We start from the raw sequence: 23,195 nt of genomic DNA, 5'->3' as shown, positions 1-23,195 counted from the left end.
TTTAGGGCGGGGAGGGATAAGGCAGTTTTATGCCGTCGGCGTTCTCTGTTTCCGCACATAGTCGCGGATGACATCGAGGGGCGGCCCGCCGCAGCTGGCGGCAAAGTAACTCGGCGACCAAAGGCCCTTCGGGCTGCGGCGCCGCAAATCTTCACGGTCGCGCAGCAATAGCCGCGACCCGACCCCTTTCAATGAGTTGACAAGCTTCGCAACCGGCACTGTTGCTGGATACTCCAGCAACAGATGCATGTGATCGTCCTCGCCATCGCATTCAACCACAGTGGCGCCGAAGCCTGCGGCGACTTTCTCGAAGGCACCTTTAAGACGCTGATGAGCATCAGCGTCAAGAAGACCACGCCGGGACTTGGTTACAAAGACCAAGTGGACATGAAGGTAGCTAACAACTTGTCTTCCCGATCTATATTCCATATTGAGAACCCTAAGACCAAATGTTATAATTTGACTATGCAGACGATCCGTGGCCATGTCTACCGGCTCAAGCCGACGCCGGAGCAGGAAGTCCTGCTCGCGCAGACGGCTGGCGTCACGCGCCTAGTCTACAATCTGGCGCTAGAGCAGCGGCGAACATGGGGCGGTCGGCCTTTTGCCGGCGGCGATCCAAGGAATTTCGGTGCGAAAGGTCTTTCGCGCGAGCTTTCAGAGCTTCGTAGCGACTTCGACTGGATCCGTGCCATCAGCCAGACTGCGCAGAACCAGGCCCTGATCGATCTCGATCGAGCCTATGCGAATTTTTTCGAGGGGCGGGCCGGATATCCGCGCCCGCGCAAGCGGGGCGCGGCGGACAGTTTCCGCCATGTTGGCCGCGAGATCGCGCTGCGAAAATTGAACGCAAAATGGTCAGAGGTCCGCATCCCGAAGATCGGCTGGATCCGCTATCGCGACACCCGTCCGCTGCGCGCCCGGGCCGATGGCACGGTCGAGATCCGCAACGCGACGCTCCGGCGCCGCCCCGACGGCGGCTGGGAGATCTCGATCGCAACCCGCTGCGAGATCGAAGAGCGGCTGGTTCCGGCCGCCGCCGTGGGCATCGATCGCGGCGTGGCCGTGCCCTACGCGCTTTCGACCGGGGAGATGGTCCATCTTCCGAAGACGGTGAAGCGGCGCCGGGCCGCGATCCGCCGCGCCCAGAAGACGCTGTCGCGCCGCAAGCGGGGATCGGCCCGCTATGCGCGGGCGCGCCGCCGCCTGGCCACCCTGCGGGCGCGGGACGCCCGGGCCCGGGCCCACCTGGCCCATGTGCTGTCGCGCCGATTGGCGCGGGGTCATGGGCTGGTGGCGATCGAGGATCTCAAGATCGGCGCCATGACCCGTTCAGCGCGCGGCACGGCGGAGGCGCCGGGGCGTAACGTGGCGCAAAAAGCCGGGCTGAACCGGGGGATTCTGAACGTCGGCTGGCATGCGCTGGAGCGCATGCTCGACTACAAGCTCGAGGAAACGGGAGGGATCCTGATCAAGGTCCCGGCCGCTTACACCAGCCAGACCTGCGCCGTATGCGGCCATGTGGATGCGAGGAGCCGCGAGAGCCAAGCTCTCTTCGCATGCACCGCCTGCGGCGCGCAAACCAATGCCGATATCAACGCGGCGAAGAATATCCTGGCCCGGGCCCTCGCCCGGGACGAGGATCGACGGGGGAACGCTCCGTTGCTGGACGTGGAGGCTCAGGCATCAGCCGCCCATGAAGCGTCAACTCATCTCGGCCCGGAGCGGTTCGATGCCGCATAGGGCCGAAGTGGAAATCCCCGCCCTTCAGGGAGGGGAAGATGTTAAATGCTGGATGAGCTGCGTGCGCGCGCCGTATTCGTCGGTGCCGTCGAAAGTGAGGATGTCGGGGTCGAAAAAGCCGATCCCCTCGATCTGCAACACCCCCGCCTCGCCGCCGGTGAGACCAAGCACGACCTCCTCGTCTTCCTGCAACTGCTCTTCGAAGTTCTGGATATAGAGCAGGACCCGCTCATAGGCCCATTGCGCCGGGCTCTTATCCTCGGGCCGTCCGCGCGCCAGTTCGGGCGGAAGCGGTTTGACCTCGGCGGTCTTGGGCGCGTTCTCCGAGGTATGCACCACCTTCGCGTTCGGAAGGGCGGCTTCCTCATGGGCTTCGGCGGTGGTGCGTATCTCGGTCATTTCAGGCTCCAGAGCCAGGCGCCGTCCTCTCGCAAGGTGCGGCTCACCTCCCCTTTGTGCCAAAGATGGTTGAGATGCGCCATCGCTTCGACCATCGCGAGCCCATGGGTGCTCTCGTCGATCTGGCGTTTGAACAGCGGCGGGAAGCACTCGCAGGCGGTGCGCGGGGTCTCAAGGTGCTTGCGCAGACGTTTCAGCGCGCCCTCGTGGTTCTCGATCATCTGGCGCAGGCGCAACGGCAGCCCGGTGAAGGGCAGCTTATGGCCGGGCAGCACGAGGTGGCGATCCTCCGCGATCTCGGCAAAGCGCGCGCAGGAGGTCAGCCAATCGGCCAACGGATCGGCCTCGGGTTCGGTCGCATAGACGCCGAGATTGGCCGAGATCGAGGGCAGAAGCTGATCGCCGCCCAGAACCAGATCGTCGTCAAAGCTCCAAAGCGTCGCATGTTCGGGCGCGTGCCCGTCGCCCATCTTCACGGCCCAGCGCCGCCCGCCGAGGGTGATCTCATCGCCCTCCACGATCCGGGTGAAGCCAAGCGGCAGCGCATGCACGCAATCGGCGAAGTTGAAGGGCCGTTCATTGGCGCGCTTGTCCAGAAGCGCCGGACTCATTCCGGCGCGCCGGTAATAGGCAAGCGTTTCCGCCACGGGCCGATCCTGCGGGTCGAGTTGCAGCATCCGCGCAAACAGCCACGAGGTCCGGGTCGTGATCAGCTCCGCGCCCTGCTCTTGCAGCCAGCCCGCCAGCCCGATGTGATCGGGGTGGTAATGCGTCACCAGAACCTTGGTGATCGGCTTGCCGCCCAGCGGACCATCCATCGCCGCCTGCAGCGCCGCGCGGCATTTGCGCGTGTCGATGCCGGGATCGACCAGCGCCCAGCCATCGCCCTCATCGAGCGCAAAGCAATTGACGTGATCGAGAGCCATCGGCAGCGGCAGACGGATCCACATCACCCCGGGCGCGACCTCGATCGCCCCGCCCGGCTCGGGCGGCTCCGCCCAAGGGTAGCGGATGCCATTCGTCGACACGGGAGCGCCGTCGCCCCTCATGCCTCGAGATCTTCGACGCTCAGCGCGTAGAGCCCTTCGGCTCCTTCCTTTGCCTCGGCCAGCGAGGCCGCATAGGCAGGCATCAGGCGGCGGATATAGACGGCAGCCAAGTGACCACGCGCGGAATCGCGGCCCTCGGCCATCGCGGCGCGCAGGTGGTAATAACCACCCAGCACCCGCGCGAAGGCGTCGAGATAGGGCACGGCCCCCGCGAAGCGGTCCTGCATGCCTTGGCTGACCATCCATTCGGTGTGCTCGCGCAGTTCCTCAGCGGCCTGCCAGACGTCTTCGGCCAGCACCGGGAAGGCCTCGCGCGCACCCTGCGCCTCGTCCTCGATCTCCTGCAGCAGACGGAAGGCGGCCTTGCCCTCGTCCATCATCTTGCGGCCCACAAGATCCATCGCCTGAATGCCGTTGGTGCCCTCGTAGATCGTGGTGATCCGCACATCGCGGAGATATTGCGCCGCGCCGGTTTCCTCGATGAAGCCCATGCCGCCATGCACCTGCACGCCGGTCGACGCCACGCGAATGCCCATATCGGTGCCGTAAGCCTTCGCGATCGGCGTCAGCAGCGCCGCGCGGGCCTGCCAGTTCGCATCATTCGTCGCGCGCCCCATGTCGATCGCGACGCCACAGGCCAGCGCGATCGAGCGTGCCGCGAAAATCTCGGCCTTCATGCCCGCCAGCATCCGGCGCACATCGGCATGCTCGACAATCGGCGCAAACTGCACCCGGTCCTTCGCATAGGCCAGCGCCTGCTGATAGGCGGCCTCGGCCACGCCGATGCCTTGCGCACCCACGTTCAGACGCGCGTTGTTCATCATCGTGAACATCGCGGCCATGCCCTTGTTCTCTTCGCCGACGAGCCAGCCGGTCGCGCCCTCGTAGCTCATCACGCAGGTGGGCGAGCCGTGGATGCCCAGCTTGTGCTCCAACGAGACCACTTTCAGCGAGTTCGCCACGCCGGGCTTGCCCGCGTCATCCGGGATCAGCTTCGGCACCATGAAGAGGCTGATCCCCTTCGTGCCGGGGGCCGCATCGGGCAGCCGCGCCAGCACCAGATGACAGACGTTCGAGACGCAATCATTGTCGCCCCAAGTGATGTAGATCTTCTGGCCCGAGATCGCATAGGTGCCATCATCGTTCGGCACCGCCTTCGTCTTCAGCGCGCCCACATCCGAGCCCGCCCCCGGCTCGGTCAGGTTCATCGTGCCCGACCATTCGCCCGAGATCAGCTTGGGCAGATACAGCGCCTTGATCTCGTCGGAGGCGTGATGCTCCAGCGCCTCGATCTGGCCCTGCGTCAGCAGCGGGTTGAGCTGCAGCGACAGATTCGCCCCCGACAGCATGTCGTTGAAACCGACGTTCAGCGCCTGCGGCAGCCCCATCCCGCCATGCTCCGGGCTTGCCGCGATACCGATCCAGCCGCCCTCGGCCAGCGCCGCGAAGGCCTCCTTGAAGCCGGCGGGCGAGCGCACAACGCCATTCTCCAGTTTCGCGGGCGTCAGATCGCCGTCGCGATTGGTCGGCGCGATCACCTCGTCGCACAGTTTGCCGCCTTCGGTGAGGATCGCTTCGACCATATCGGGGGTCGCCTCGGCGAACATCTCGGTTTCGGCCACCGGTGCGAGCGGCACGACGTGGTCGAGGATGAAGCGAATATCGGTGACGGGGGAACGGTAAGTCATGGGTCTCCTCCGGGCAGCTTGGCAATTGCCGCGCGCGCGTCTATGTCCTGTCGGGTTGCCGATACCCTACCGCAAGGGCAGCCCCCTTCAACTCCAACGCTGCGTCACGACTGCATGAGCCAAGACACGAAACTCCTTTCCGCCGATGCCGAGGGCTATGCGCAGGCAGCCGCCCTGCTGCGCGCGGGCGAGCTGGTCGCGATGCCGACCGAGACGGTCTACGGGCTTGCAGGGGACGCGCGCAACGACCGCGCGGTGGCGGCGATTTTCGCGGCGAAGGGGCGTCCGAAGTTCAATCCGCTGATCGTGCATCTGCCGTCGATCGAGGCCGCGGAAGAGATCGCCGTGGTCTCCGACGATGCACGCCAGATCGCCGCGCGCTACTGGCCGGGACCGCTTACGCTGGTCCTGCCGCTGCGCCCCGAGGCCGGGCTCTCCGATCTTGTGACGGCCGGGCATGACACGGTCGCGATCCGCCTGCCCGCGCATCCGGTCGCCCGCGCGTTGCTGACCGAATTCGGCGGGCCGCTGGCCGCGCCCTCGGCCAACCCATCGGGCAAGATCAGTCCGACCACGGCGCAGCATGTGATGGACGGGCTTGGCGGCAAGATCGCGGCGGTGATCGATGGCGGCCCCTGCGAGGTCGGGGTGGAATCCACCATTCTCACGCTCGATCCGCCCGCGCTGCTGCGCCCCGGCGGGGTCGCCGCCGAAGAGATCGAGGCGCTGATCAGCCAGCCCCTGCCCACCGGCGGCGACGCGGCCAAGCCCAACGCGCCGGGGCAACTCAAATCGCATTATGCGCCGGGCGCCGCCGTGCTGCTGGATGTGACCGCCCCGCACCCGGATGCGGTCTGGATCGGCTTCGGCGGCGATTGCCCGACCGCCGATCTGAACCTCTCGCCTTCGGGCGAGCTGACAGAGGCGGCGGCGAACCTCTTCGCGATGCTGCGCAAGGGCGATGCGCTCGCCCAGACGCGCGGCCTTTCCACACTCGCCTTCGCCCCGATCCCGGAGACCGGCCTCGGGCGCGCAATCAACGACCGCCTGCGCCGCGCGGCTGCCCCGCGCGACTGATCGCCTCTTCGTGTTGGCTTAAATATCCCGGGGGTGAGGCGCGGACGCGCCGAGGGGGCAGAGCCCCCTACCCAATCAACCCTCAAGCATGACCAGCAGCTGCCGAAAGCGTCCGGGGGTCGATCCCCATACCTTCAAGCGCGCGCACCCATTTCGTCTCATGCTCGGCATCGAGCGCGAGGTCGGCATCGCTGTCGGCGGTGAGCCAGCCATTGTCGAGGATTTCCTCCTCCAGCTGCCCCGGCCCCCAGCCCGCATAGCCCAGCGCCATCAGCGCCTGGTTCGGGCCGCGCCCCATCGCGATATCTTCGAGAATGTCGCGCGTGCCAGTCATCCGCAGCCGGTCGGTGACCTCCATCTGCCCCTCGCCGGTCGTCCAGTCGGGCGAATGCAGCACGAAGCCGCGCCCGGTTTCGACCGGACCGCCAAAAAGGATCGGCTGATCGAAACGGATATCCGCACCGGGCCGTTCGATATCGAGGCTTTCGAGAAGGTCCGAGAAGGCGGGCGTCGGCAAGGGCTTGTTGATGATCAGCCCCATCGCACCCTCGTCGGAATGGGCGCAGACGGCGATCACCGAATGCTCGAATCGCGGATCGCCCATACCGGGCATCGCGATCAGAAACTTGCCTGTCAGGTCCATCTCGCTCCCCTTCGCAGTTGCATCCCATCTCTTTTCAAGGTGGCGCGAGCGGCGCGTCTATTCAAGCCAGACGCAGGAATTGTTTCGCATTGCGGCGCGCCGGGACAATATGTTGCACGCTTCTGTCGCGTTTGTGACTTCTGAACGTGCAGGGAAGCGACTAGGTAAAATATATGACACGTTTGTTACCAGTCATGGGGATTCTGCTTGGCTGCTGCCCGCTCGGCGTGGCGGCGCAGGAAGCTGTCGCGCAGATCGCCGCGCAAGAGCAGGTCACGCCGCAAGACGCGTCGATGCCCGCACTGCCGACGCCTCCGGGGCTGGAACAGGCGCAGCTGCGCGCAGGCGGAAAAGGCGCCAACGGCACCCGCATGGCGGCGCTGGAGATTGCGCTCGCGCCCGGCTGGAAAACCTATTGGCGCTCGCCGGGCGATGCGGGCATCCCGCCGCAGATCCAGTTCACCGGGTCGAGCAACCTCGCCTCGGCCGTGGTTCACTGGCCCGCGCCGGAAGTCTTCCTGTCCTCCGGCATGCGCACCGTCGGCTATCACGACGGCGTCGTGCTGCCGATCTCGGTGACGCCGAAGGATCCGGGCAAGCCGGTGCTGTTGAAAGCCGATGTGATGATCGGGATCTGCGACAATATCTGCGTGCCGGTCAGCCTGCAGCTGCAGACCGAGGTCTCGGGCGACGGCGCGCCCGATCCGAAAATTCAGGCGGCGCTCGCGCGTGAGCCGCGCAAGATCGACCCGCAGACGCGCTGCGAGACGGAGCCGACGCGCGATGGGGTTCGGTTGACGGCGCGGGTCGATTTGCCGCCCGCGATCGGCACGGAAAACGCGCTTCTGGAACTCGCCTCGCGCCCGGTCTGGGTCTCCGAGGCCGACAGCCATCGCGAGGGCGGTACCCTCGTGACCAGCGCCGACTTCGTGCCGCCGGACGCGAAGCCCTTCGACCTCGACCCCAGCGATCTGCGCATCACCGTGCTCTCGGATCGCGGCGCGGTCGAGATCATGGGCTGCACCGAATAATCAGCTCTCTCGAAGTTCGGGGGCGTCAGACTTCCGGCGGCGGTCGGTGGCGGATATGGCCGCGCAGCAGCCGGGGCGCGATCAGCCCCGCCCCCATCGCCACCATTCCCGCGATCAGCGCGAAGCCTCCGAAGGCGGGCATCAGCGCCTGACCCTCCCACATCGCGCGGCCCAGCGTGAGTGCGAAGCCCACGGCCATCAGCGTCGCGACGCCAGCCAGCACAGCGCGCAGCCGCACGACCCGCACGCCGTGACGCACCGCCTGCACCTGCCTGCCGAAATCGAGCTGCACCGCGAGCACCGCAGGCACGACCAGCAGCACGATGACCATCCCGAAGCCCAGCCCGTAGACCAGCGTGATCACCGTGGATTTCAGGAACAGGGCCGAACTGGATTGCTCGTAGAGAAGCGGCGCGAGGCCCAGAACCGTCGTCAGCGTCGTCAGCAGCACGGGGCGCAGGCGATCCGCGACCGCATCGACGATGGCGGGCACGATCCCCCGCTTCTCGGCATATTCGTCGACCGTGGAGATCAGCACGATCGCGTCGTTGATGATGATCCCGATCATCCCGATCCCACCGACCACGGCGAACATCGACATCGGCAGGTTCCAGACATAGTGACCCCAGATCGCGCCGACCGCGCCGAAGGGGATCACCGACATCACCACGATCGGCCGCGTCCAGCTCGCGAAGATCCACGCGAGCACGATGTAGATGCCGATCAGGCACATGATCAGACCGATCATCGCGTCGTTCATGAAGTCGCGTTCCTGCTCGGCCTGCCCGGTGAGCGTATAGGCCACGCCGCGTTCTTCGGAAATGCGGGGCAGGATCTCGTCGGAGATGCGCGCCAGAATTTCGTTGGCCCGCGCGGGATCGTCCTCGGAGACATCGCCCGTGACAGAGACCTGCCGCACGCCATCCTCGCGCCGGATCGTCGAGAAGCCGGTCTGGCTGCGCACCGAGACGATATCGGCCAGCGGCACCCATTCGCCGCCGGGCGCGCGCAGCTGCATCCGGTCGATGAAATCGGCGGCCAGCTCCTCCTCGGGCAGTTCCACACGGATCGTGGCCGAGCGCACCCCGTCGGGGAAGCTCGCAGCCTCGGTGCCGTTGAGACGCGCGCGCAATTCGCGGCCAAGCGTCGCGATGTCGAAGCCCAACGCCTCGCCCTGCGGGGTGAGATCGAGGATCAGCTCCTGCTTGTCATAGGCGAGGTTGTCCTCGACTGCCGATACTTCCGGGAATTGCGCAAGCTGCGTCTTCAGGTCTTCGGCGGCGTCTTTCAGGATGCGCGTCTCGTTGCCCGAGAACTGCACCGCGATCCCGTCCCCAGCCCCGCCGGAGCGGAAGCGGCGGAAGCTGATCTCTTCGACCAGCGGCAGGCGCGGGGTTTCGGCCTGCAGCCGCGAGACGAAATCGAAGCTGGAATAAGGCCGGTAATCGGGATCGATCACCTCGATCGAAAGCGAGCCGAGAAGATCGGCATCCTTGGTATCGGCAGAGGCCAGCCCCCGCCCCGACGCGCCGCCGATCTGCCCGATCGCGTATTCGACGGGGTTCACGCCGTATTCGTCCTCGAATTCCTTGGCAACCTTGGTCACGGTCGCCTGCATCGTGCGCATCATCTCTTCGGTATCGGCCCGGGTCGCGCCTTCGACCATCGAGAAGGCGCCGTTCACCGTCGATTGCTCGGGCGGGTTGAAGAAGCGCCATTGCACCTTGCCCGACATCACGAAGCTGACCTGCCATAGCAGCAGCGCGATCGCCGCCGCGATCACCGGGTAGCGCCCGATGACGATCAGCCGGGTGAGCGGCTTCATCACCACGCGGCGGAACCAGTCGAGCCCGCGATTCACCTGCCGCGAGGGCCAGTCGTACCACTTGCCCTCGGAGGTATGGCGCAGCGCGTGGCTCATGTGGTTGGGCAGGATCACGAAACACTCGATCAGAGAGGCGGCGAGCACCGCGATCACCGTATAGGGAATGTCGACGATCATATTGCCCATGCGCCCGCCGATCACGGTCAGCCCTGCGAAGGCGATTACGGTCGTCAGGGTCGAGGCGAAGACCGGCGCGGCCATGCGCCGCGCGCCGTTCTCGGCGGCGAGCACCGGATGCTCGCCCAGATGACGCGCACGGAAATCGGCGTGCTCGCCCACGACAATGGCGTCATCGACCACGATCCCCAGCGTCAGGATAAGCGCGAAGATCGAGATCATGTTCAGCGTCATGCCGGTGAAATACATCACCGCCAGCGCCGCAGCCATCGAGGTCGGGATCCCCATCGCCACCCAGAAGGCCGTGCGCGCGTTGAGGAAGAGGAACAGCAGCACCAGAACGAGGCTCAGCCCCAGCACCCCGTTGCCCACCAGCAGATCGAGGCGCTGCGTGATGGCGTCGGACCGGGTGCGCACCAGATCCATCGAGGTGCCCGCGGGCAACGTCGGCTGCATCTGGTCGATCACGCCTTCGACCTTGTGCTGGATCGCGATCGCATCGCCCGCCGCCGAGCGTGCGACATTGATCACCACCGCCGCGTTGTCGCCGACGAAATAAGCGCGGTTCCGGTCGCCGCCTTCGACGCGGATATTGGCGACATCGCCCACGGTCAGCTGCGAGCCGTCCGGTTCGGTGCGGATCACGAGGTTCTCGATCTCGGGCGCGGAGCGGCGTTCTTCGCCCGTGCGCACCCGTGTTGCCCCGCCCGCCACCTCGCCCGCCGGATCGGTATTCGCCTCGGCGGAGATCACATCGATGATCTGGGTCAGCGTCACATCATGCGCCATCATCGAGACGGTTGGCACTTCGACGACCGTCTCCGGCGCGGCGATCCCGGCAAGCGAGGTGCGCGTGACGCCCTGCTGATAGAGCCGCACGACGGCCTCGTCGCCCAACCGGCCCAGCTGCTCCGGCGAGAGCGGCCCGGTGATCACCAGATCGGTCACCGTGTCGCGCCAGACGCCGCGCGCCACTTCGGGTTCCTCCGCGCCTTCGGGCAGATCGCCTGCCGAAGCCAGCGCGTTCTCGACATCATTGACCGCGCGGGACATGTCCCAGTCGGGTTCGAAATCGAGACTGATGCGCGCCGAGCCTTCCGAGGCGCGGCTGTCCGAGGCTTCCACACCCTCGACCGAGATCAGTGAGGGCTCCAGCACCTGAACGATGGCCCGGTCGACTTCCTCCGCGCCTGCCCCGTCCCATTTCACCGAGACGGTGATCGATTCCTCGACCGAGTCCGGGAAGAACTGCGCGCGCATCCGCGGTAGGGCGACGAGCCCCGCGCAGATCATCACGACCAGCACGATATTCGCCAGCGTCGCGTGGCGGGTAAAGAGACCGATCAGCCCGCGGCCGGGCGGCAGCTCTCTGGGATCGAGGCCAGACGCCATCTCAGCCTCCGATCCGGGATTCGAGCTTCTCGACGGTCGCGACGGGCACCTCGTCCTGCTTCAACTCGGCAAGAAAGCGTTTCTTGGCGTTGTCGGGCATCGCGGTATTCGTCTCGACGAAGCTGACCAGCTTGGCGCGGCGCTCGGGATCGAGATTGATCGTCTCGGGCTCGGTGGCCGCCTGCGGCTGACCGGGGCGCATCGGGCGCAGCTTGATCCCGCGACCCAGAAGCGGCGTGCGCTCGGCCACGATCTCGGTGCCGGGCGCGAATTTGGCACGGATGATGACAGCGTCGCCCTGACGGCGCAGCACGGTGACATCGGCGCTTTCCAGACGGTCTTCCGGACCGAGCACCAGAACCGTGCTATCCGCATCGACCGCCGCGGCGGGTATCTCCGCGACATTCTCGAGCGCGGGCTCTTTCAGCCGGACGGTCACGAAATCGCCCGGACGCAGATTGCCGAGACCTTCGGTGACGCGCGCAAACAGCAGGCGCCCCGTCACCCCGTCATCGACCGCCGCTGAGACGCGCGACAGCTCGGCCTTGGCGGTCAGCGTCTCCTCGCCCGCGACCAGTTCCACGCCCACGGGCAGATCGCGCAGCGCGCCCCGATCATCGATCAGGCGCGCAAATTGCGCGGTGGAGACGCGGAAGGCGATTTCCAGCGCGTTGGGGTCGATCAGCTTGCCCAGCATCTCGTTATTCGACACCAGCCCGCCCGCGACCGCGTTAACCTCGGCCAGACGGCCCGAGAATTCGGCGCGAATTTCAGTATCAGCCAGTTTGCGATCGGCTTCGGTCAAGCTGATCTTGGCGCGGGTCAGCGAGGTGCGCGCGGTATCGAGCTGCGCCTGCGCGGTCGACAATGCCGAGCGGCGGTTTAGGACCGCCTGATCGGCCGCCGAGGCCGCCAGTTCCGAGGTTTCCAGATTGGCCGCCGAGCCGACGCCCCGCTCCGAGAGCGAGCGCTGCCGGTCGAGCGCCTTGAGCCGCAGGTCCGCCTGCCGCTGCGCCGCTGTCACATCGTCCTTCGATATGGCCAAAGCGCGCTCCGCCTGCGCAAGCGCGGCCTCTGCCTCGGCCACGGTCGCCGCGGCGCTGTCGCGCGCCGCCTGCGCCTCCGCCGGGTCGAGCTTGACCAGAAGCTCGCCCTTCTCGACCTCCGCGCCATCCTCGAAATCGGAGGCAAGCTCGACGATCGTGCCCGCCGCCGAGGCGCGCAGCTCCAGCTCGCGGGTCGAGCGCACCTCGCCATAGGCGGTCAGCACCGGCGACATCGTCTTGAAGGTGACCGGGATCACATTGGCCGCAAAAACCCGTTCGCGCGCGGTGGGCGCGCGCCCGCTCTCGGCATTGCGGGCCTGCATCGCCTGAAAGATCGAGAAGCCGCCGATCGCCAGCAGGCCGACGGTCAGCGCCAGAAGAAACAGCCCCATCAGGGAGCGGGTGAGAAAGCGCATGGCGTCTCCGATCTGTCGTCAGTGCTGCGGGCGCTCGCAATTGCCCACGGTCGCGCGATTTCCATGTTACCTTGCCGAAATAGGTGCAGGGAATGGTTATCTCTACGCGTCACGGCGCCACGTCCGTCACTTTTTCACGAAAGCGCGACCGTTTGGCGCGGTTTACGCTTGGTCGAGACGGGCCCGAATTTGCAGAAGATCGGCCCAGGCTTCGCGCTTGGCGGCCGGGTTGCGCAGCAGATAGGCCGGGTGCGTCATCGGCAGCGTGGGCCGCCCGAAGGCCTCGGCCCAGGTGCCGCGCAGCCGCAGGATGCCGCGCTTGCCCAGCGCCGCCGCACAGGCGGCATTGCCCATCAGAACGATCAGGTCGGGATCGGCCAGATCGACATGGCGGGCGAGGAACGGCAGCATCTGCGCGATCTCGGCAGGCGAGGGATCGCGATTGCCCGGCGGACGCCAGGGCAGGACATTGGTGATATAGAGTGCCGCCTCGGCATCGGGCGATTGCCGCGAGAGGCCGATCGCGCCGAACATCTTGTCGAGAAGCTGACCGGCGCGGCCCACGAATGGCAGGCCTTTCTGGTCCTCCTCGCGCCCCGGCGCCTCGCCGATGATCATTACCCGCGCGGCGGGCTTGCCATCGGCAAAGACAGTGTTGCGCGCGCCGAGCTTCAGATCGCACATCTCGTAGGAGTCGATGGCGGCGCGTAGCGCCTCGAGCGTGTCGGCCTTACCCGCCGCATCGCCTGCGACGACGACCGGATCGGGACCCTCGATTTTCGCCATCTGCGCGACCGGCGGCAATTCCCGGTCCGGCGCGGGCGCGGCCTCGGGGGCCTTCGCCTTGGCCTGCGCCGATTTGTCGGGCAACGCGTAGCAATCGACAGGCGTATCGCCGATGACCGTATCGACGCCCATTTCCAGCTGCCATTCGAGGGCGGCCAGAGCGGCGTGATAGTCGAGTTCCGGTGTCGGCTGAGTCTCCATTGCGCGACCCTACCTCATGGGTGCTGCGACGGTAAAGCGGCTGGACGCCCGCCCCCCCGTTTGCCATAAGCATCGAAGTCTAACCGGAGCATCGCGCAATGGCTTTTCGCCCAAGGCACCTGCTGGGGATCGAACATCTGAGCCCCGAGGATATCCTCACCGTTCTCGACCTCGCCGAAAAATATGTGGATCTGAACCGTCGCACGGTGAAAAAGACCGACGCGTTGGCGGGGATGACCGCGATCAACATGTTCTTCGAGAATTCGACGCGGACCCAATCCAGTTTCGAGCTTGCGGGCAAGCGGCTCGGGGCGGACGTCATGAACATGTCGATGCAGACCTCGTCGGTGAAGAAGGGCGAGACCCTGATCGACACCGCGCTGACGCTGAACGCGATGCACCCGGATCTTCTGGTGGTGCGGCATGGCTCGTCCGGCGCGGTCGATCTGCTGGCGCAGAAAGTCGAATGCGCGGTGATCAATGCGGGCGACGGCAAGCACGAACATCCCACGCAGGCGCTTCTGGATGCGCTGACGATCCGGCGCGAGAAGGGCCGGATCAAGCGCCTGACGGTGGCGATCTGCGGCGATGTCGCCCATAGCCGCGTCGCTCGCTCCAACCTGATCCTGCTGGGCAAGATGGAAAACCGCGTGCGCCTGATCGCGCCGCCGACCCTGATGCCCTCGGGCGTTCAGGAGTTCGGCTGCGAAGTCTATCACGACATGCGCGAGGGGCTGCGCGACGCCGATGTGGTGATGATGCTGCGGCTTCAGAAAGAGCGGATGGATGGTGGCTTCATCCCGTCCGAGCGCGAATATTTCCACCGTTACGGGCTGGATGCCGAGAAGCTCGCCTATGCCAAGGAAGACGCGATCGTGATGCATCCCGGCCCGATGAACCGCGGCGTCGAGATCGACGGCACGATCGCCGACGACATCAACCGCTCGGTCATTCAGGAACAGGTCGAGATGGGCGTGGCGGTGCGCATGGCGGTGATGGACCTGCTGGCGCGCAACCTGCGGGCCGAGCGCGGGCGCGCGCTCACGGAGGGCACCTATGTCTAAGATCGAGCGCGACGAAGTTCTCAACTACCGCCCCGGCCCCGAAAGCGAATTGCCGCTGGACGAGGGCGAGAAGGTTTTGGCCGTCTTTACCGCAGACAAGAAACGCTACTGGACCGATCACGCGGTGCTGGCGGTGATCGGTGCGGTGCTGATCTCGACGGTGCTGTTCTGGCTCGGCAAGCCCGATCAGGTGGTGATCGCGAGCTTCGCCGTCGTGGTCGGCATGGCGGCACGCGGGCTCTATTTCCGCTCAGAAGCCTTCGCGCGGCGCTGGCAGTTGACGGACAAGCGTCTGATCGGGCCGCAGGGCAAACAGGTGATGCTGCTGCAAATCTCCGGCGTGCGCTCGCTGATGGGCGATGTGCAGGTCGTGACGACGGCGGGCGACAAGCATCTGATCCGCCACCTCGCCGATGCGGGGCCCGTGGTGCGCGAGATCGAGAGCGCGCAGGCCGCGCGCAAACTGGTGGCGAAGTGAGGCACGACGCATGACCCTATTCCTCGAAAATGCCAAGCTGATCGACCCCGAAGCGCTGACCGAAACCACCGGCAACGTGGTGATCGACGGAGGCCTGATCGCGGCGATCGGCGACATGTCCGCTCCCGCCGATGCCGAAGTGATCGATTGCGGCGGCAAATACCTCGCGCCCGGGATCGTCGATCTGGGCGTGAAGATCGGCGAGCCGGGCGAGCGCCACATGGAAAGCTTCCGCACGGCGGCGCTGGCCGCCGCAGCCGGGGGTGTGACCACCATCATCGCCCGTCCCGACACGCAGCCCGCCATCGACAATCCCGAGACGCTGGAATTCGTCACCCGCCGCGCGGCGGATGCGCCGGTGCGCATCCTGCATATGGCGGCGCTGACCAAGGGCCGCGACGGGCAGGAGATGACCGAGATCGGCTTTCTGAAAGATGCGGGCGCGGTGGCCTTCACCGATGTCACCCGCGTCTCGGATCAGACCAAGGTGCTGCAACGCGCCTTCACCTATGCGGCCCATCTGGGCGCACTGGTGATCGGCCATCCGCAAGAGCCGGTCCTGTCGAAAGGCACCGCGGTGACTTCGGGCAAATTCGCCTCGCTGCGGGGTTTGCCGGGCGTATCCCCGATGGCCGAGCGGATGGGGCTCGACCGCGATCTGGCGCTGGTGGAGATGACGGGCCTCGCCTATCACGCCGACCAGATCACCACCGCGAAGGCCCTGCCCGCGCTGACGCGCGCGAAAGAAGCCGGGCTCGATGTGACCGCCGGGGTCTCGATCCACCACCTGACGCTCAACGCGCTCGACGTGGGCGATTACCGGACCTTCTTCAAACTGACGCCGCCGCTGCGCGACGAGGAAGACCGGCTCGCGGTGATCGAGGCGGTGGCCGACGGCACGATCGACGTGATCTGCTCGCTGCATACGCCCGCTGATGAGGAATCCAAGCGCCTGCCCTTCGAGGAAGCGGCCTCCGGCGCGGTCGGGCTCGAGACGATCCTGCCCGCCGCGATGCGCCTTTACCATGCCGGTCAGCTGACGCTGCCGCAGCTGTTCCGGGCAATGTCGCTGAACCCCGCGAAGCGTCTGGGACTGCCGCAGGGACGGCTTTGCGAAGGGGCTCCGGCAGACCTCGTGCTCTTCGATCCGGACGCGCCTTTCGTGCTCGATCGCTTCAAACTGCGCTCAAAATCGAAGAATACCCCCTTCGATACTGCTCGAATGGAAGGCAAAACGCTTGCCACATTCGTCGCGGGGGTGCAGGTTTATGACAACAATAACGACTCATAAATGAGGCGAGGGCAGGCTTATGCCGGGAATTGAGAACGGGTCAGCATGGCTCGGGCTGGTGGCTGCACTGGGCTACCTGCTCGGATCTGTGCCGTTTGGGCTCGTTATCACCAAGCTTTTCAAACTGGGCGACCTGCGCAAAATCGGCTCCGGCAATATCGGCGCGACGAACGTTCTGCGCACCGGCAGCAAGAGCGCGGCCCTTGCGACCCTGCTCCTCGACAGCGGCAAAGGCGCGATTGCGGTTCTCATCGCACGCTACACGCTGGGCGAAACCGCCGCGCAGGTGGCGGGCGCGGCGGCCTTCATCGGCCATATCTATCCGGTCTGGCTGCGCTTTCAGGGCGGCAAAGGGGTTGCGACCTTCCTCGGCACGATGATCGCGCTGGCTTGGCCCGTCGGCCTTGCGACCTGCGCCGTCTGGCTGGTCACGGCGCTGCTGACGCGGATTTCCTCGCTCGCGGCACTGGTTTCGGCGGCGGCGACGGTGCCGCTGGCCTATTTCCTCGGCTATCGCGAATTGATGATGCTGGCGGCGGGCCTGTCGGTGCTGATCTTCTGGCGGCACCGCACCAATATCGCGCGTCTCGCGATGGGCACGGAGCCGAAAATCGGCAAGAAGACCTGAGCCGTCCCGGACGCGACCTCAGACGTGCTGACCGGCATTCACCTCGATCTCGGTGCCGGTGACGTAGCTCGACGCATCAGAGCACAGGAACCAGATCACATCCGCCACCTCCGACGGCTGACCGAGCCTGCGCAGCGGCAGTTTCTCGACGATCTTCTCGGTGCCGGGACTGAGAATCGAGGTTTCGATCTCGCCCGGCGCGATGGCGTTCACACGCACCCCGAGCGGCCCGAAATCATGCGCCATTTCGCGCGTCAGCGCCTTCAGCGCAGCTTTCGAGGTCGAATAGGCCGCCCCCGCGAAAGGATGCACCCGTAGCCCGGCGATCGAAGTTACGTTGACCACCGCCCCCTGCGCCGCCGACAGCTCCTCGACCAACCCGCGCGCGAGCACGATGGAGGCGAAGAAATTGACGTGGAACACCTGCCCCCAGGTGCGCAGATCGGTGTCGAGCGTATTAAGCCGCTCGCCCTCGGGCCCTTTCGGCGAGATGCCTGCATTGTTGACCAGCGCATGCAGCCGCCCGTCGATCCGGCTGCGAATATCGGCAATCGCATCGATCACCTCGTCGGGCTTGGCGAGATCGACCTGGATATGATCCTCGCGCCCGCCGCCCCACGGGCATTGCTCGGGGAAAGGCTGGCGCGAACAGGTGATGACGCGCCACCCTTCGGCGGCGAAGCGTTTCACCGTGGCGTGGCCGATGCCCCGGCTCGCCCCCGTCAGCAGCATTACTTTGCGATCATCCATCACTCGAACTCCCCGTCAGCGCGCTCCCGACCCTAGTCGGTTTTGTTCCGAGCGCAACGGCCCCGATTGCGCCCTTCCAAACCCGGCGCGAACGGTCTAGCAAGATGGGACCACCCTGCCCGAGGACCAGCCAGATGAGAAAGCAGACCATGGATCGTGACTGGATCGCCACCGCCCGCACCCTCTCCGAAGCCTTGCCCTACCTGCAACGCTATACCGGCGCCGTGGTCGTGGTGAAATTCGGCGGCAACGCGATGGGCGACGAAGAGGCGATGGCCGATTTCGCCCGCGATATCGTGCTGATGCGTCAGGTCGGCATCTTCCCGGTCGTGGTGCACGGCGGCGGACCGATGATCAACGAGATGCTGGGCAAGCTCGGCATCGAGAGCCAATGGGTGCGCGGCAAGCGCGTCACCGACAAGGCCACTGTGGAAGTGGTCGAGATGATCCTCTCGGGCCTCGTCAACAAGCGCATCGTGCAGGCGATCAACGATCAGGGCGGCCGCGCGGTCGGCATCTCGGGCAAGGATGACGATCTGATGGTCTGTGAGGCGGACGATCCCGAACTGGGCTTCGTCGGGCGTCCGGTCGAGATGAACGTGCAGGTGATCCGCGACCTTTATAATGCGGGCATGATCCCGGTGATCGCGCCCGTCGCGACCGGCATGGCCGATAACGAGACCTTCAACGTCAATGGCGACACGGCGGCGGGTGCCATCGCCGGCGCGCTGCGCGCCGATCGCCTGCTGCTGCTGACAGATGTGGCGGGCGTGAAGAACAAGGCGGGCGAGGTGATGACCCAGCTCACCCCCGAGGACGTGACCGCCCTGATCGAAGACGGCACCATCGCGGGCGGCATGATCCCGAAGGTCGAAACCGCGCTGAAAGCGGTCGATGAGGGCGTGCGCGCGGTGGTCATCGTCGACGGGCGCGTCGCCAATGCCTGCCTGCTGGAGCTGTTCACCGAACATGGCGCGGGTTCGATGATCCGCTCGACCGAGCCGCGCGTGAAACCGCGCAGTGAGTGAGACGCCGCCGGTAATCGCGCCCCTCGCCGCGGCGCTGGCCCCGCACCGGCTCTTCGTGTCGGGGCTGCTGCATGAGGATGGCGAGACGATCGCGCTGATCTCGCCCGATGAGCCGGGCTTCTGGGATCACGTCACCGCTCAGCCGGAATTCGCCGAGGACGCGCCCGATCCGCTGGACCGCTGGTCTGCGCGGGTGATCGGCGCCCTCGCACGGCAATTTGAAGCCCGCGCGCTCTTTCCCTTCACCGGCCCGCCCTGGCAGCCTTTCGTAAGCTGGGCCGTGAAAAGCGGCCAGAGTTTCGCCTCGCCGGTCCATCTGATGTGCCATGCGCATATGGGCCTCTGGGCCTCGGTGCGGGGCGCGCTGGCCCTGCCTGGCTTGCTTCCCCTGCCCGCGCCCGCCGCCAATCCCTGCATCGGATGTCCTGCGCCCTGTACCACCGCCTGCCCGGTCGATGCGCTCAAACCCGACGGTTACGACACGCAAAGCTGTCACGCGCATCTCGACCGCCCCGAAGGCGCGGCCTGTCGCGATCACGGCTGTCTTGCAAGACGCGCTTGCCCGGCAGGTGAAAGCTATGGCAGGCTGCCTCAGCAATCCGCATGGCATATGAGGCAGTTCCACCCATGACACCGCTCGGCTATCGCCGCCTGATCCTGACCCGCCATGCCAAATCCAGCTGGGACGACCCGGCGATGGAAGATCGTGATCGCCCGCTCAATGCGCGCGGACGCGCGGCTGCGCTTGAACTGGGCGATTTCCTCGCGTCGCGCGGGCTGGAGCCGGAAGAGGTGCTCTGCTCCTCGGCGACTCGCACCCGCGAGACATGGGACCGGGTAGAGCGCGCCGTGATCGAGACGCGGCCGGAGGTTAGCTATGTCGAGGATCTCTACCACGCAGCCCCCGAGATGATGCTGCAGGTCCTGCGCACCGCCTCGGCGCCGACGGTGATGATGCTGGGCCATAACCCGGGCATCGCGGAATTCGCCCATCGTCTGCCCGCACGCGCGCTGCATGATCCCGATTTCCGCCGCTTCCCGACCTGCGCGACGCTCATCGTCGATTTCCAGATCGACAGCTGGGACGAGGTGCAGCCGGGACAGGGATCGGTGCTCGATTTCTTCACGCCGACCCGGCGCGGCTGAACACAGCTTTTCCCTCCCGTGATCGTGACGTTAGGGCACGGTTTTCTATGGCCAGCCGCGCGCCTGTGCCCTATCTCTCTGGCGTAATCATCACAGGAGGGTTTCCATGTCCGCTCAAACGCCGAAACGCATCGCCGTCACCGGGGCTGCCGGTCAGATCTGCTACGCGCTGCTGTTCCGCATCGCCAAGGGGGATGTCTACGGTCCCGATCAGCCGGTGATCTTGCAGCTTCTGGACCTGCCGCAGGCGCTCGACGCGGTGCGTGGCGTGGTGATGGAGCTGGAAGACTGTGCTTTCCCGCTGCTCGCCGGCACCGTTGTGACCGATGATCCGGTGACCGCTTTCACCGATATCGATGCCGCGTTCTTCGTGGGCTCGCGCCCACGCACCAAAGGCATGGAGCGCCGCGACCTGCTGTCGGCCAATGCCGAGATCTTCCGCGTGCAGGGCGAAGCCCTCGACAAGGCTGCCAAGCGCGACGCGCAATGCGTGGTCGTCGGCAACCCGGCCAACACCAACGCGATGATCCTTGCGGCCAACGCGCCGAACTTCCCGACCGAGAACATCACCGCGATGATCCGGCTCGACCATAACCGCGCGCTGACGCAGTTCGCGTCGAAAGCCGATCTGCATGTCGACGACATCGAGCGCTTCGTGGTCTGGGGCAACCACTCGCCCACCATGTTCGCCGACTGGACCGAAGCCGAAGCGAAGGGCCGCAAGCTCTCCGAGATCATCGGCGACGAGACCTGGTATCGCGAGACGCTGATCCCGCAGGTCGCGACCCGTGGCGCTGCGATCATCGAAGCGCGTGGCGCCTCTTCGGCCGCCTCCGCCGCCAACGCCGCGATCGATCACATGTATGACTGGATCCACGGCACCGACGGCAAATGGGTGTCGATGGCCGTGCCGTCGACCGGCCTCTACGACATCCCCGAGGGGCTGATGGTGGGCCTGCCGGTGATCTGCAAGGACGGTCATTACGAGCGCGTCGAAGGTCTGGAATTCAACGATTTCCAGAAAGAGATGATGGCGCGCACCGTCGGCGAGCTTGAAGAAGAACGCGAAGCGGTTTCCGACCTGCTTTAAATCAGACCCGAATATAGAAAAGGGGCGGCACGAGTATTCGCGCCGCCCCTTTTTTAATTCTTCGCCTTGGCGGAAATATCCCACGGGGGTCTGGGGGTGTGAAACCCCCAGCTTGCCCTCAGTGCCCGAGAATCTGGCTGAGGAACTGCTGGGTCCGCTCGGATTTCGGGTTGTTGAAGAAGTCATGCGGGTTGTTCTGCTCGACGATCTGACCGTCGGCCATGAAGATCACCCGGTTCGCCACCGCCTGCGCGAAGCCCATCTCGTGGGTCACGCAGAGCATGGTCATCCCCTCTTCCGCCAGCTCGATCATCGTGTCGAGCACTTCCTTGATCATCTCCGGATCGAGCGCCGATGTCGGCTCGTCGAACAGCATGATCCGCGGCTTCATGCACAGCGAACGCGCGATCGCCACACGCTGCTGCTGACCGCCCGAGAGCTGGCCGGGATACTTGTCGGCCTGCTCGGGGATTTTCACCTTCTCGAGGTAATGCATCGCCGTCGCTTCGGCTTCCTTCTTGGGCGTCTTGCGCACCCAGATCGGAGCCAACGTCAGGTTCTCGAGAATGGTCAGATGCGGGAACAGGTTGAAGTGCTGGAACACCATGCCGACTTCGCGGCGGACCTTGTCGATGTTCTTCAGGTCGTTCGTCAGCTCGATCCCGTCGACGATGATCTTGCCCGCCTGGTGTTCCTCCAGACGGTTGATGCAGCGGATCAGCGTCGATTTCCCCGAGCCCGAAGGCCCGGCGATCACGATACGCTCGCCACGCTGCACGGTCAGATCGATGTCGCGCAGGACGTGGAACTGGCCATACCACTTGTTCATGTTCTCGATCTGGATCGCGACCTCGTCGGAGACCTGCATATGGCTGCGGTCGACCTGACGTTCGAATTGCGGTTCGGTCATTGTGTCTAGTCCCCGATTAATGGTTATCACGCTGCAGTCGACGCTCGAGAGACATCGAGTAGCGCGACATGGCGAAGTTCAGGATAAAGAAGATGGCGCCGACGAAGATGAAGGGCTCCCAGTAGATGCCTTTCCAGTTGAAGTCGGCGCGGATGAAGTCCGGGATGCCCTTGAGCGGGTCGAAGAGACCCACGAACACGACCAGCGTCGTATCCTTGAACATGCCGATGAAGGTGGAAACGATGCCCGGGATCGAGATCTTCAGCGCCTGCGGCAGGATGATCAGCCGCTGCGCCTTCCAGTAATCGAGACCCAGCGCATCCGCCGCCTCGTATTGGCCCCGCGGAAGTGCTGCCAGACCGCCGCGGATCACCTCGGCGATATAGGCCGCGGCAAAGAAGGTCACGAGGATCATCACCCGCAGGATGATGTCGAAATTCGTGCCCGGCGGCAGGAAGTAGTTCAGCAGCAGCGAGGCCACGAACAGCAGCGTGATCAGCGGCACGCCGCGGATGAACTCGATGAAGACCACCGAGAAGCCTTTGACCAGCGGCATGTCCGATTGCCGCCCGAGCGCGAGCACGATCCCCAGCGGCAGCGACATCATGATGCCGCCCACGCCCAGCGTGATCGCCAGCAGGAAGCCCCCGAACTTGGCGGAGTCCACCGATTCCAGCCCCCAGGGCAGGATCGCCTGCAACCCGCCGATGAGCAGGCCCACCACGAAGAGGAAGTAGAGGATCGCGACGAAAGCGCCGATCGAGAAGGCCATGATCGAGCCAAGCCGCGGTGACAGCAGCAACAGGATCGCCGCGCCCAGCACGAAGCCTGCGAAGATCATGATCGGCGTCCAGCCGGACCCGCCCCAGAGCAGCCAGACGGCGAGGAACGGGTAGACCGGTGTGAACCAGGCCAGCACGCGCGGCACCCAGGTGAAGAGAAGCGGGCCAACCGCCACGAAGAGCAGCAGGAAGGTCAGGATCGGGCGCCAGTAAAGCTCCGGCGGGTAGAAGCCGAAGATGAACTGGTGCCAACGCTCGCGGATCACCGCCCAGCAGGCGCCGGTCGCGCCCTCGCCGTAACGGTCGGTGATGATCGTGCGGCATTCCTTGATCGAGTTGGCGTCCCAGACGCCATGCAGGAACCAGGGAAGGAAATGCATGACCAGCGTGTAGATCAAGGCCACGCCCAGAAGGGTCAGCAACGTGTTCAGCCAGCCCGAGAACAGGTTCTCGCGCAGCCATTGGACCGCACCGGACTGCCCTGCCGGGGCAGGCTGCTGCGGCAGCATCGTGTCGCGGACATAGGCGACGGAATGGGCTTGTGTATCGCTCATC

General features: G+C 65.5%; 22 protein-coding genes. 11 read left to right on the top strand and 11 right to left on the bottom strand.

From position 1 onward, the window contains the following. Positions 1-27 precede the first annotated feature (27 nt). Positions 28-429 carry an IS200/IS605 family transposase gene (gene tnpA, locus AKL02_RS02940; protein ID WP_078571636.1) on the bottom strand — a complete coding sequence of 134 codons (402 nt, stop codon included), beginning with the start codon at positions 427-429 and terminating at the stop codon, positions 28-30. On the opposite strand from tnpA, the gene AKL02_RS02935 reads away from it, so the two are divergent. Next, positions 331-1,743, top strand: a complete 1,413-nt coding sequence (locus AKL02_RS02935) for an RNA-guided endonuclease InsQ/TnpB family protein (RefSeq protein ID WP_332836461.1) — start codon at positions 331-333, stop codon at positions 1,741-1,743. The two genes, tnpA and AKL02_RS02935, sit on opposite strands and share 99 nt — an antisense overlap. Positions 1,744-1,767: 24 nt before the next feature. Here AKL02_RS02935 and AKL02_RS02930 read toward each other — a convergent pair whose 3' ends face one another. Genes AKL02_RS02930 through AKL02_RS02920 form a run of 3 tightly spaced genes read right to left on the bottom strand, consistent with a single transcriptional unit; the run spans position 1,768 to position 4,879 of the window. After that, on the bottom strand, positions 1,768-2,142 hold the full coding sequence (locus AKL02_RS02930) for a hypothetical protein (RefSeq protein ID WP_078521745.1): 375 nt from the start codon (positions 2,140-2,142) through the stop codon (positions 1,768-1,770). Next, positions 2,139-3,191 (bottom strand): MBL fold metallo-hydrolase, encoded by a 1,053-nt coding sequence (locus tag AKL02_RS02925; RefSeq protein ID WP_083077680.1) that lies wholly within the window; start codon positions 3,189-3,191, stop codon positions 2,139-2,141. The genes AKL02_RS02930 and AKL02_RS02925 overlap by 4 nt, the downstream gene beginning before the upstream one ends. Then, positions 3,188-4,879: an acyl-CoA dehydrogenase gene (locus tag AKL02_RS02920; RefSeq protein WP_083077681.1), complete on the bottom strand. Its 1,692-nt coding sequence runs from the start codon at positions 4,877-4,879 to the stop codon at positions 3,188-3,190. The genes AKL02_RS02925 and AKL02_RS02920 overlap by 4 nt, the downstream gene beginning before the upstream one ends. A 114-nt stretch (positions 4,880-4,993) precedes the next feature. Here AKL02_RS02920 and AKL02_RS02915 point away from each other — a divergent pair, with 114 nt between their 5' ends. After that, positions 4,994-5,956, top strand: a complete 963-nt coding sequence (locus AKL02_RS02915) for an L-threonylcarbamoyladenylate synthase (RefSeq protein WP_083077682.1) — start codon at positions 4,994-4,996, stop codon at positions 5,954-5,956. A gap of 82 nt (positions 5,957-6,038) precedes the next feature. On the opposite strand, the gene AKL02_RS02910 is transcribed toward AKL02_RS02915, so the two are convergent. Beyond that, a complete protein-coding gene (locus AKL02_RS02910) occupies positions 6,039-6,599 on the bottom strand; it encodes a YqgE/AlgH family protein (protein ID WP_078521749.1) in 561 nt (186 codons plus the stop codon). Positions 6,600-6,772: 173 nt separating this feature from the next. On the opposite strand from AKL02_RS02910, the gene AKL02_RS02905 reads away from it, so the two are divergent. After that, on the top strand, positions 6,773-7,630 hold the full coding sequence (locus tag AKL02_RS02905) for a protein-disulfide reductase DsbD domain-containing protein (RefSeq protein ID WP_083077683.1): 858 nt from the start codon (positions 6,773-6,775) through the stop codon (positions 7,628-7,630). Positions 7,631-7,655: 25 nt separating this feature from the next. On the opposite strand, the gene AKL02_RS02900 is transcribed toward AKL02_RS02905, so the two are convergent. From AKL02_RS02900 to AKL02_RS02890, 3 genes are all read right to left on the bottom strand, one after another. After that, the gene (locus AKL02_RS02900; protein WP_083077684.1) at positions 7,656-11,024 is read right to left on the bottom strand and encodes an efflux RND transporter permease subunit; all 3,369 of its coding nucleotides are present in this window, start codon (positions 11,022-11,024) and stop codon (positions 7,656-7,658) included. Between the two features lies 1 nt (position 11,025). Next, entirely contained in the window at positions 11,026-12,486 is a 1,461-nt protein-coding gene (locus tag AKL02_RS02895) for an efflux RND transporter periplasmic adaptor subunit (protein ID WP_083077685.1), read from the bottom strand. A gap of 162 nt (positions 12,487-12,648) precedes the next feature. Beyond that, positions 12,649-13,473: a uracil-DNA glycosylase gene (locus AKL02_RS02890; protein WP_083077686.1), complete on the bottom strand. Its 825-nt coding sequence runs from the start codon at positions 13,471-13,473 to the stop codon at positions 12,649-12,651. Positions 13,474-13,571: 98 nt separating this feature from the next. On the opposite strand from AKL02_RS02890, the gene AKL02_RS02885 reads away from it, so the two are divergent. Genes AKL02_RS02885 through plsY form a run of 4 tightly spaced genes read left to right on the top strand, consistent with a single transcriptional unit; the run spans position 13,572 to position 16,934 of the window. Further along, a complete protein-coding gene (locus AKL02_RS02885; RefSeq protein ID WP_083077687.1) occupies positions 13,572-14,537 on the top strand; it encodes an aspartate carbamoyltransferase catalytic subunit in 966 nt (321 codons plus the stop codon). Further along, positions 14,530-15,015, top strand: coding sequence for a hypothetical protein (locus AKL02_RS02880; RefSeq protein ID WP_078540184.1), 486 nt, complete (start codon positions 14,530-14,532; stop codon positions 15,013-15,015). Before AKL02_RS02885 ends, AKL02_RS02880 begins: the two co-directional genes overlap by 8 nt. A 10-nt stretch (positions 15,016-15,025) precedes the next feature. Continuing rightward, positions 15,026-16,306, top strand: a complete 1,281-nt coding sequence (gene pyrC / locus AKL02_RS02875) for a dihydroorotase (protein ID WP_083077688.1) — start codon at positions 15,026-15,028, stop codon at positions 16,304-16,306. Between the two features lie 19 nt (positions 16,307-16,325). Beyond that, positions 16,326-16,934: a glycerol-3-phosphate 1-O-acyltransferase PlsY gene (gene plsY / locus AKL02_RS02870; RefSeq protein WP_078521757.1), complete on the top strand. Its 609-nt coding sequence runs from the start codon at positions 16,326-16,328 to the stop codon at positions 16,932-16,934. An 18-nt stretch (positions 16,935-16,952) separates the two neighbouring features. Here the strand turns inward: plsY and AKL02_RS02865 are convergent, their stop codons facing one another. Further along, on the bottom strand, positions 16,953-17,684 hold the full coding sequence (locus tag AKL02_RS02865; RefSeq protein ID WP_078521758.1) for an SDR family NAD(P)-dependent oxidoreductase: 732 nt from the start codon (positions 17,682-17,684) through the stop codon (positions 16,953-16,955). Between the two features lie 149 nt (positions 17,685-17,833). Between AKL02_RS02865 and argB the strand changes: the two genes are divergently transcribed. The 4 genes from argB to AKL02_RS02845 all read left to right on the top strand — a co-directional run bounded on the left by argB (position 17,834) and on the right by AKL02_RS02845 (position 20,948). Further along, the gene (argB, locus tag AKL02_RS02860; protein ID WP_083077689.1) at positions 17,834-18,712 is read left to right on the top strand and encodes an acetylglutamate kinase; all 879 of its coding nucleotides are present in this window, start codon (positions 17,834-17,836) and stop codon (positions 18,710-18,712) included. Then, on the top strand, positions 18,705-19,343 hold the full coding sequence (locus tag AKL02_RS02855; protein WP_083077690.1) for a ferredoxin: 639 nt from the start codon (positions 18,705-18,707) through the stop codon (positions 19,341-19,343). The genes argB and AKL02_RS02855 overlap by 8 nt, the downstream gene beginning before the upstream one ends. Then, positions 19,340-19,858, top strand: a complete 519-nt coding sequence (locus AKL02_RS02850) for a SixA phosphatase family protein (protein WP_078521763.1) — start codon at positions 19,340-19,342, stop codon at positions 19,856-19,858. Before AKL02_RS02855 ends, AKL02_RS02850 begins: the two co-directional genes overlap by 4 nt. A 106-nt stretch (positions 19,859-19,964) precedes the next feature. Continuing rightward, entirely contained in the window at positions 19,965-20,948 is a 984-nt protein-coding gene (locus tag AKL02_RS02845) for a malate dehydrogenase (protein WP_083077691.1), read from the top strand. Positions 20,949-21,066: 118 nt separating this feature from the next. Here AKL02_RS02845 and AKL02_RS02840 read toward each other — a convergent pair whose 3' ends face one another. Both AKL02_RS02840 and AKL02_RS02835 read right to left on the bottom strand, forming a co-directional pair. After that, the gene (locus AKL02_RS02840) at positions 21,067-21,858 is read right to left on the bottom strand and encodes an amino acid ABC transporter ATP-binding protein (protein ID WP_083077692.1); all 792 of its coding nucleotides are present in this window, start codon (positions 21,856-21,858) and stop codon (positions 21,067-21,069) included. A 16-nt stretch (positions 21,859-21,874) separates the two neighbouring features. Beyond that, a complete protein-coding gene (locus AKL02_RS02835) occupies positions 21,875-23,194 on the bottom strand; it encodes an amino acid ABC transporter permease (protein WP_083077693.1) in 1,320 nt (439 codons plus the stop codon). Between the last annotated feature and the right edge of the window lies 1 nt (position 23,195).

The organism is Thioclava electrotropha, assembly GCF_002085925.2.
GTDB lineage: Bacteria > Pseudomonadota > Alphaproteobacteria > Rhodobacterales > Rhodobacteraceae > Thioclava > Thioclava electrotropha.
This window is presented reverse-complemented; position numbering and strand designations above follow the sequence as displayed.